At 71.6% G+C, this 9,327-nt stretch carries 8 protein-coding genes and 1 pseudogene; 2 read left to right on the forward strand and 7 right to left on the reverse strand.

Translation table 11 applies throughout. The annotated features are described in order from the left end of the window. Positions 1–344: pseudogene (locus QZ433_RS12370) on the reverse strand (GMC family oxidoreductase); the annotation flags it as partial. 41 nt (positions 345–385) lie between these two features. Here QZ433_RS12370 and QZ433_RS12375 point away from each other — a divergent pair. Both QZ433_RS12375 and QZ433_RS12380 read left to right on the forward strand, forming a co-directional pair. Continuing rightward, complete coding sequence (locus QZ433_RS12375) at positions 386–1,222, forward strand: GMC family oxidoreductase (protein ID WP_295783922.1); 837 nt, start codon at positions 386–388, stop codon at positions 1,220–1,222. A gap of 109 nt (positions 1,223–1,331) precedes the next feature. After that, entirely contained in the window at positions 1,332–1,676 is a 345-nt protein-coding gene (locus QZ433_RS12380) for a LysR family transcriptional regulator (protein WP_295783924.1), read from the forward strand. A 22-nt stretch (positions 1,677–1,698) separates the two neighbouring features. On the opposite strand, the gene QZ433_RS12385 is transcribed toward QZ433_RS12380, so the two are convergent. From QZ433_RS12385 to QZ433_RS12410, 6 genes are all read right to left on the reverse strand, one after another. Next, entirely contained in the window at positions 1,699–3,339 is a 1,641-nt protein-coding gene (locus tag QZ433_RS12385; protein WP_295783926.1) for an ABC-F family ATP-binding cassette domain-containing protein, read from the reverse strand. A gap of 52 nt (positions 3,340–3,391) precedes the next feature. Then, positions 3,392–4,321: a site-specific tyrosine recombinase XerD gene (xerD, locus tag QZ433_RS12390; RefSeq protein WP_295783929.1), complete on the reverse strand. Its 930-nt coding sequence runs from the start codon at positions 4,319–4,321 to the stop codon at positions 3,392–3,394. A 1-nt stretch (position 4,322) separates the two neighbouring features. Further along, on the reverse strand, positions 4,323–4,901 hold the full coding sequence (locus QZ433_RS12395; RefSeq protein ID WP_295783932.1) for an NUDIX hydrolase: 579 nt from the start codon (positions 4,899–4,901) through the stop codon (positions 4,323–4,325). Position 4,902: 1 nt separating this feature from the next. Further along, a complete protein-coding gene (locus QZ433_RS12400; RefSeq protein WP_295783938.1) occupies positions 4,903–6,600 on the reverse strand; it encodes a CTP synthase in 1,698 nt (565 codons plus the stop codon). Positions 6,601–6,695: 95 nt separating this feature from the next. Continuing rightward, entirely contained in the window at positions 6,696–8,390 is a 1,695-nt protein-coding gene (gene recN / locus QZ433_RS12405; RefSeq protein ID WP_295783935.1) for a DNA repair protein RecN, read from the reverse strand. Continuing rightward, the gene (locus QZ433_RS12410; protein ID WP_295783941.1) at positions 8,387–9,307 is read right to left on the reverse strand and encodes an NAD kinase; all 921 of its coding nucleotides are present in this window, start codon (positions 9,305–9,307) and stop codon (positions 8,387–8,389) included. Before QZ433_RS12410 ends, recN begins: the two co-directional genes overlap by 4 nt. Positions 9,308–9,327 lie beyond the last annotated feature (20 nt).

Genomic DNA, 9,327 nt, shown 5'->3' on the forward strand with positions numbered 1-9,327 from the left:
TTGATGCCGATGCCGGCCATGAACCGCGCCTGATCGAGTCGCTGCAGGAGCTCGGGGCCCCACAGGCCGCCGCCGCGCACGAGAGTGGTCGAGAACGTCAGCGGCATGACCCCGAGGCTCTGCACAAGGTAGCCGCCGGCGAAGTCGGCGTCGGCCGGGCGCATCATGTCTTCGCTGATGAGCGACGAGGGGTACCCGCGGTGTCCGCGCACCGGCTCGTCGAACCGGCCCCACACCTGCGTCGCGCCGTGCGCGAGGAAGTTGCGGCCCACCTGGCCGTTGTCGTTGGCGAGTCCGGTGTGCAGGAGGAGGCGGGGGGTCTCGACGCCGCCGCCGGCGAGCACGAGCGCACGGCAGCGCTGGCGCCGAGATCCGCAGCGAGTCGATGGTGCACGGCATCGAGCTCGACGAGCGCGGACACGTCGCGGCCGTGGTGTACCGCAAGGATGGTGTCGATCGACGCCAGCGCTGCCGTGCGCTCGTGCTCGCGGGGGGCGGGGTCGAGACCCCGCGTCTGCTGCTGCACACCGGACTCGCCAATGCCAACGGCCAGGTGGGGCGGAACTTCCTCGCGCACGGGGCGACCCAGGTGTGGGGCCGCTTCGACGAGCCGGTGCGCGGGCATCGCGGCTATCCGTCGTCGCTGATCTCCGAGGACATGATGCGTCCCGCCGATGCGGACTTCGCCGGGGGCTACCTCGTGCAGAGCCTCGGAGTGATGCCGCTGACGCTGTCGACGACCCTCGTGCGCGGCGGTGGCCTGTGGGGTCCGGAGCTCATGCAGCGGCTGGATCAGTACCGGTTCATGGCCGGCATCGGCATCAACGCCGATTGCCTGCCGTACGACGACAACCGTCTCGAGTTGGCCGACGAGGTCGACGAGTTCGGCATCCCGCGCGCCCGGGTGTCCTTCACCGCGGGCGAGAACGAGAAGGCGCTCGACCGGCACGCGACGGCGTTCATGCTGCGCGTGATGGAGGCCGCCGGGGCGCGCGAGACGATGGTGCTGGCCCGCACGGCACACACCATCGGCACGTGCCGCATGTCGAGCGACCCGGGCGACGGCGTGGTCGATGCGGACGGCCGTTCGCACGAGATCCCCAACCTGTGGATCTGCGACAACTCCGTCTTCCCCTCGGCGATCGCCGCGAACCCGGCGCTGACGATCATGGCGCTGTCGCTGCGTACGGCGGACCGCTTCCTGTCATCCACCGCCGCCTGACCGCCGCCTCCTTCCGTCGAGTGTCCAGGACATGCCGCGCCTGCCCTTCGCGCAGCGGCGTGTCCTGGACGCTCCACGCGAGACGCGTCGACACGGGAGAATGGATGCCATGAAGCTCGAGCACCTCGTCCGGTTCGCCGCCCTCGCCGAGGAGCTGCACTTCCCGCGCACGGCCGAGAAGCTCGGCATCCCCCTCGCCTCCCTGTACACGACCCTCGACAAGCTCGAGGAGGAGGTCGGCCAGCCCCTGGTGCAGCGGACCCCGCCGACGCGACTGCTGCCCGCGGGGACGCTGCTGCTCGAGGAGGCCCGCCGACGCATCGCCGATGCCCCGCCCCCGGCTCCGAAGCAGAAGGCCACGGGCGGCGGCAAGGCCAAGGCGTCGAAGGGCAAGGGCCGTGCCCCCATCGTCAAGGGGCAGCCCAAGCCGTACAAGAAGCGCCAGGGTCGCTGATCCGCGCGCGGCGCAACGCGGCTCAGAGCTCGGTGACCCGACCGCCCTCGACGTGCCAGCGGCGGTCCGTCTCGACCGCGGCGAGCATCCGCCGATCGTGCGTCACGAGCAGCAGCGTCCCCGTGTACGTGGCCAGCGCGTGCTCGAGCTGCTCGATCGCGGGCAGGTCGAGGTGGTTGGTCGGCTCGTCCAGCACGAGCACGTTGACGCCACGCGCCTGCAGCAGCGCGAGCCCGGCGCGCGTGCGCTCACCCGGCGACAGCTCGTCGACGGGGCGCGTGACGTGGTCGGCCTTGAGCCCGAACTTGGCCAGCAGCGTCCGCACCTCACCGGCGTTCATCTCGGGCACGAACCCCTCGAACGTCTCGGCCAGCGGGCGCGGTCCGACCATGAGGGACCGGGCCTGATCGATCTCGCCGATCTCGACGCTGGCGCCGAGGCTCGCCGATCCCTCGTCGGGGGCTTGTCTGCCCAGGATGCCGCGCAGCAGCGTCGATTTCCCGGCACCGTTGGGCCCCGTGATGCCGATGCGTTCGGCGGCGTTGACCTGCAGCGAGACCGGTCCGAGCGTGAACTCCCCCTGCCGGAACACCGCACCCGACAGCGTCGACACGACCGAGCTCGAGCGCGGGGCCGAGCCGATGGTGAACTCGAGCTGCCACTCCTTCCGCGGCTCCTCGACCTCGTCGAGCCGGGCGATGCGACTCTCCATCTGCCGGACCTTCTGCGCCTGCTTCTCGCTCGACTCCATGGAGGCCTTGCGGCGGATCTTGTCGTTGTCGGGCGACTTCTTCATCGCGTTGCGCACGCCCTGGCTCGACCACTCGCGCTGCGTCCGGGCGCGCGAGACGAGATCGGCCTTCGTCTCGGCGTACTCCTCGTATTTCTCACGCGCCTGACGCCTCAGGGTCGCCCGCTCCTCGAGATAGGCGTCGTAGCCGCCGCCGTAGACGCGGTGGGAGTTCTGCGCCAGATCGAGCTCGAGCACGCGGGTCACCGAACGGGCGAGGAACTCGCGGTCGTGGCTGACCAGGACGACCCCTCCCCGCAGGCCCCGCACGAACGTCTCGAGACGCTCGAGGCCGTCCAGGTCGAGATCGTTGGTCGGCTCGTCGAGCAGGGCGATGTCGAAGCGCGACAACAGCAGCGCGGCCAGTCCCACGCGCGCCGCCTGTCCTCCCGACAGCCCCGTCATGAACGCGTCGACACCGACGTCGAGTCCGAGGTCGGCCAGCACGGCCGGCATCCGCTCGTCGAGGTCGGCCGCCCCGCTGGCGAGCCAGCGCTCCAAGGCGGTGGCGTACGCGTCGTCGGCGCCGACGGCGTCGGGGTCGCCGAGGGCGGCGGCCGTGGCATCCATCTCGCTCGTCGCCTCGGCGCAGCCGGTGCGGCGCGCGATGTACTGCGCCACGGTCTCGCCCGGGATCCGCTCGTGCTCCTGCGGCAGCCATCCGACGAAGGCGTCGGCCGGGGCGAGGCCGATCGAGCCCTCCTGCGGCTCGTCGACGCCCGCGAGAAGACGCAGCAGCGTCGACTTTCCGGCGCCGTTCGCGCCGACGACGCCGATCACATCGCCGGGAGCGACGGTCAGATCGACGCCGGTGAAGAGCGTGCGGTGTCCGTGTCCCCCGGCGAGGTTCTGGACGACGAGGGTGGCGGTCATGCCTTCATTTTCTCAGGCCGAGACGAGCAGACCGCGCCAGTGTCCCCGCGTCTCAGCGCGCCCGCGGGTGAGCGGTCGCGTAGACGTCGCGCAGCGCGTCGACCGAGACGTGCGTGTAGATCTGGGTGGTCGACACCGACGCGTGCCCGAGCAGCTCCTGGACGACGCGGACGTCGGCGCCGCCCTGCAGCAGGTGGGTCGCGAACGAGTGGCGGAGCGTGTGCGGAGACACGTGAGCGGTGAGCCCCGCCCGCTCTGCCGCCGCCTGGATGACGAGCCATGCGCTCTGTCGCGACAACGGCGCTCCGCGGACCCCGAGGAACAGTCGCGGCGTCGCCCGTCCGCGCACGGCGAGGGCCGGACGCACCCTCGTGAGGTAGGCCTCGACCGCCGCCCGGGCGTACGAACCGACCGGGACGATGCGCTCCTTGTCACCCTTGCCGCGCACACGCAGCAGATCGCCGGGCGCGGTGTCGTCGACGTCGAGCTCGACGATCTCCGAGACGCGCGCGCCCGTGGCGTAGAGCAGCTCGAGCAGCGCACGGTCGCGGACGGCCGCGGGTTCGGCCGCCGAGGCGTCCGCCGACCCGGGGGCGGGTCCCGCGGCATCCAGCAGCTCATCGACCTGACCGATGGTCAGGGCCTTCGGCAAACGGCGCGGGGCCTTGGGCGGCCGCAGACGTCCGCTCGGGTCGTCCTCGACCCGCCCCTCGCGCACGAGGAACCGGTGGAGCCCCCGCACCGACGACTGCAGGCGCGCGAGCGATGACGACGCGGGCGGCGGCTCTGCCGAGGCGCGCTCGGCGGCGAAATCGGCGACGAGCGCGGGAGTCACCTCGGCGATCGAGGCGATCCCCCGCGACCGCAGCCACGTGACGTACACGTCCAGATCGCGACGGTAGGCGGCGACGGTGTGCTCCGACAACCCGCGTTCGAGCGCGACGTGACGCAGGTAGGTCTCGACCGCGCGCCCGAGGTCCACGTCAGGCCGTGGCGGCCTCGCGCCGCAGCACCTCGGCTGCGGCGAGCACGCCGACGGCCAGGATGCCGTTTCGCACCCGCCCCTCGAGCACCGCGTCCACGACCTCGGAGAGCTCGACGCGCTGGACGAGCATGTCCGACTCCTCGTGCTCGCGTTCGAAGTCGTTCTCGACGGCGCTGAGTCCCCGCGCGAGGAAGACGTGCACGACCTCGTTGCTGCCGCCCGGGGTCGTGCGCATCGACACCAGGTGCTGCCACTGCTCGGCGGCCAGATCGACCTCTTCGCTCAGCTCGCGCTTCGCGGTCTCGAGCGGCGGCTCGCCCGCAACGTCGAGCAGACCGGCCGGGATCTCCCAATCGCGCTGCGAAATGGGGTGCCGATACTGCTGGATGAGCACGACGCGGCGATGGTCGTCGATCGCCACGACCGCGGCGGCACCGGGATGCTCGACGTACTGCCGGGTCATCTCGCCGTCGCCGTAGCGGACGGTGTCGGAGCGCACGTCCCAGACGGCGCCCTCGTAGACGATCTCGCTCGAGACGACCTCGAGCTCGACGTCCCGGTCGCGCAGCTCCGACACGTCAGTCCTCCTCGACGTCGAACAGCTCGCTGGAGCGGTGGCGCTCCAGCGACGCCGCGACGAGTCCGCGGAACAGCGGGTGCGGCTCGGTGGGACGCGAGCGCAGCTCGGGATGCGCCTGCGTGGCGATGTAGTACGGGTGCACGTCGCGCGGGAGCTCCACGAACTCGACGAGGTCGAGGTCCGGGTTCAGACCCGAGAACACCAGCCCCGCGTCGCTCAGCTGCTGACGGTAGGCGTTGTTGACCTCGTAGCGGTGACGGTGGCGCTCCGAGATACTGCGGGCGCCGTAGACCTCGGCGGCCAGGGACCCCTCGGCGAGTGCGGCGGGGTACAGCCCCAGGCGCATCGTGCCGCCCAGGTCGCCGCTCTCGAGGATGTCGACCTGCTCGGCCATCGTCGCCACCACGGGGTGGGCGGTGTCGGGGTCGAACTCGCTCGACGACGCGCCCTCGAGGCCGGCGACGGTGCGCGCGTACTCGATGACCATGCACTGCAGGCCGAGGCAGATGCCGAGCGTGGGGATGCCCTGCTCGCGGGCGAAGCGCAGCGCCCCGAGCTTGCCCTCGATGCCGCGGATGCCGAAGCCGCCGGGCACGATGATGCCGTCGACGGCGCCGAGGGCCTTCGCGGCGCCCTCGGGCGTCTCGCACAGGTCGGAGGGGATCCACGTGATCTTCACGTGCGTCTCCTGACCGAAACCGCCCGCCTTGATGGCCTCGGTGACCGAGAGGTAGGCGTCGGGCAGATCGATGTACTTGCCGACGAGCCCGATGGTGACCTCGTGCTTCGGGTTGTGCACCGCCTGCAGCACGCGGTTCCAGCGCGACCAGTCGACGTCCGCGGCCGTGGCGATGTCGAGCGCATCGACGATGTAGGCGTCGAGGCCCTGGTCGTGCAGCATCGTGGGGATGTCGTAGATGCTCGGCACGTCGATCGCGTTGACGACGGCGTCCTCGTCGACGTCGCACATGAGCGCGATCTTGCGCTTGTTCGACTCGGTGACGGGGCGGTCGCTGCGCAGCACGAGCGCGTCGGGCTGGATGCCGATGGAGCGCAGCGTCGCGACGGAGTGCTGGGTGGGCTTGGTCTTCTGCTCGCCCGAGGCGCCCATGAAGGGCACGAGCGACACGTGCACGAAGAAGACGTTCTTGCGGCCGAGCTCGTGGCGGATCTGACGCGCCGACTCGATGAAGGGCTGCGACTCGATGTCGCCGACCGTGCCGCCGATCTCGGTGATGATGACGTCGGGCTGCGGGCTCTCGCTCGCCTGCAGGCGCATGCGCCGCTTGATCTCGTCGGTGATGTGCGGGATCACCTGCACCGTGTCGCCGAGGTACTCGCCGCGGCGCTCGCGCGCGATGACCTGCGAGTAGATCTGGCCCGTGGTGACGTTGGCGGCCTGGCTCAGCTCGATGTCGAGGAAGCGCTCGTAGTGCCCGATGTCGAGGTCGGTCTCGGCGCCGTCGTCGGTCACGAAGACCTCGCCGTGCTGGAAGGGGTTCATGGTGCCCGGATCCACGTTGAGGTAGGGATCGAGCTTCTGCATGACCACGCGCAGTCCGCGGGCCGTGAGGAGGTTGCCGAGGCTTGCCGCCGTCAGGCCTTTGCCCAGGGAGGAGACGACTCCTCCGGTCACGAAGATGTGCTTCGTCGTGAAGGTCGTGCTGTCTGATTGTCCCGCGTCCGAAGTCTGCATCACGGGCTTCGATCCTATCAGTCGCGTTCGAGGGTTCGATCAGAGTCTGGCATCGGCGTCCGACATCCGCGTCACGTTCCCGTGTCGATCGCGGGTCAGCGGGTCCGGCCGGTCTCGAGCAGCTCGCGGGCGTGGGTCAATGCCGCGTCCGAGTCGCTCAGTCCCGACAGCAGGCGAGCCATCTCGGCTTCGCGTTCCGCTCCGTCCAGGCGACGGACGCTGGATGCCGTGACCGCCCCGTCGTTGCCCTTGACCACGGTGAGGTGGTTGCCGGCGAAGGCCGCGACCTGGGCGAGGTGGGTGACGGCGATCACCTGGGACGACTCGGCGAGACGAGCCAGTCGGCGCCCCACCTCGATCGCCGCGGCGCCGCCGATCCCGGCATCCACTTCGTCGAAGACGAACGTCGGCACGGGGTCGACCGCGGCGATGACCACTTCGATCGCCAGCATCACCCTGCTCAACTCCCCGCCCGAGGCTCCCCTCGACACGGGGCGGGGGTCCGCCCCCGGGTGCGGCGCGAGCAGGATCGACACCTCGTCGCGCCCGTGTCCGGCGGGGACGGCCGGTGACACCTCGACGACCAGACGCGCGTCGGGCAGAGCGAGGGCGTGGAGCTCCTCGGTCACGGCCGCGCCCAGGCGTTCCGCGGCGTCGCGTCGCGCGGCGGTGAGCGCCTCCGCGGCCGTGTCGAGCGCCTCGGCGGCGGCATCGCGCTCGGTGGTCAACCGCTCGATGCGGTCGCCGTCGTCGTCGAGTTCGAGCAGTCGGGCGGACCCCGTCTCGAGCAGAGCGATCGCGGCATCCACCGATCCGTGGGTGCGGGCCAACCCCGCCAGCACGCCGCGCCGCTCGTCGACGGCGGCCAGCTCGTGGGGACCGGATTCGTCGAGATCGGCCAGATAGCCCGAGAGCGCCACCGACGCATCGGTCGCCCGATAGCCCAGGTCGGCCACGAGCTCGCCGATCGCGGCGAGGGCGGTGTCGCTCGCCGAGATCCGTTCGAGCGCACGGCGAGCCTCGGCCAGGAGCGTGACGACATCGGGGCCGCCGTCGTCGTCCGACAGTGCGGCGTGCGCCGTCACCGCCGCGACCCGCAGGTCCTCGGCATTGGCGAGGCGCTCGGCGCGCCGGGCGAGTTCGTCTTCTTCTCCCGCGAGCGGGGCGGCCGCCTCGATCTCGGCGATCGCGGCGCGCAGCTGCTCCGCCTCGCGCGCGCGCTCGTCGCGATCGCCCGTGAGTGCCGTCAGCTCGGCGTCCAGGGTCCGCCAGGCGTCCCACGCAGCGCGGTAGGCCGCGCGGGCCGTCGAGACGGGTTCGCCGCCGAACCGATCGAGAGCGTCGCGCTGCGCGCCGGCCGAGCGCAGTCGCAGCTGGTCGGATTGCCCGTGCACGACGACGAGGTCGTCGGCCAGATCGGCCAGCACACCGGCCGGAGCCGTCCGCCCGCCCACGGTCGCGCGCCCGCGCCCCTCGCTCGACACGGTGCGCCCCAGGTAGAGTTCGGCGGCGCCCTGGCCGACCGGCTCGACGTCGCCGCCGGCCTCGCGCACCCGCGCGGCCACGGGCCCGTCCTCGGGGACGAGCCACACGCCCTCGACCGCAGCCTGGGCGGCACCCTTGCGCACTGCTCCGGAGTCCGCGCGCTGGCCCAGCAGCAGGCCCAGGCCGGTGACGACCATGGTCTTGCCCGCACCGGTCTCACCGGTGATAGCGGTGAAGCCGCGACCGATGGGCAGGGTCGCATCGGCGATCACGCCGAGGTCCCTCAGCCGCATCTCTTCGATCACGAGACGCCTCCCGCCGCGCCGCGCCAGCCCGCGACGGGCAGGCGGAACTTGCGCACCAGCCGGTCGGTGAACGCCGCGGGGTGCAGCCGCGCCAGCCGAACGGGCCGGGACGACCGCCGCACGACGACACGGGCTCCGGGCGGCAGTTCGTGGGAGCGCCGACCGTCGCACCACAGGATGCCGCTGCCGCTGGTGCGCTCGAGCACCTCGACCGCGACGGTGGCGTCGGGGCTGACCACGAGCGGACGGGCGAACAGGGCGTGCGCCGACAGCGGGACGACGGCGATGGCCTCGACGGTCGGCCAGATGACCGGTCCCCCGGCCGAGAAGTTGTAGGCCGTCGATCCCGTGGGGGATGCCACGACGACGCCGTCGCATCCGAACGACGACAGCGGGCGCCCGTCGACCTCCATCACCACCTCGAGCATGCGCTCGCGGCTGGCCTTCTCGACCGTCGCCTCGTTCAACGCCCACGTCTCGAAGATGACCGAGTCGTCGGCGTCCAGGACGCGAACGGCCAGCGCCAGACGCTCTTCGACCGTGTAGTCGCGGGCGATCACGCGACGGACGGCGTCGTCCATGTCGTCGCGCTCGATCTCGGCGAGGAATCCGACGTGGCCCATGTTGATGCCGAGGATCGGCGCGGTCCCGCCCCGCACGACCTCTGCGGCGCGCAGGATGGTCCCGTCGCCGCCGAGCACGATCGCCAGTTCGACGTCCTCGATCGACACGTCCGCACCGAGCGTCGCGACCCCGTCGAGCGAGAGACGCTCGGCCAGCTCGGGCCGGTCCTCGGCCGAGACGACCGGTGTCGCACCGGCCGCACGCACCGCCGTGAGGATGCGTTCGGCGGCGTGGACGGTGTCGTCACGGCGCGCGTGGACGACGAGGAGGATTCGGCGATCGCTGGGGGTCATCGGCTTCCGGTCAGTCGGGT

The sequence above is a fragment of the uncultured Microbacterium sp. genome (genome assembly GCF_913776565.1).
Classification (GTDB): domain Bacteria; phylum Actinomycetota; class Actinomycetes; order Actinomycetales; family Microbacteriaceae; genus Microbacterium.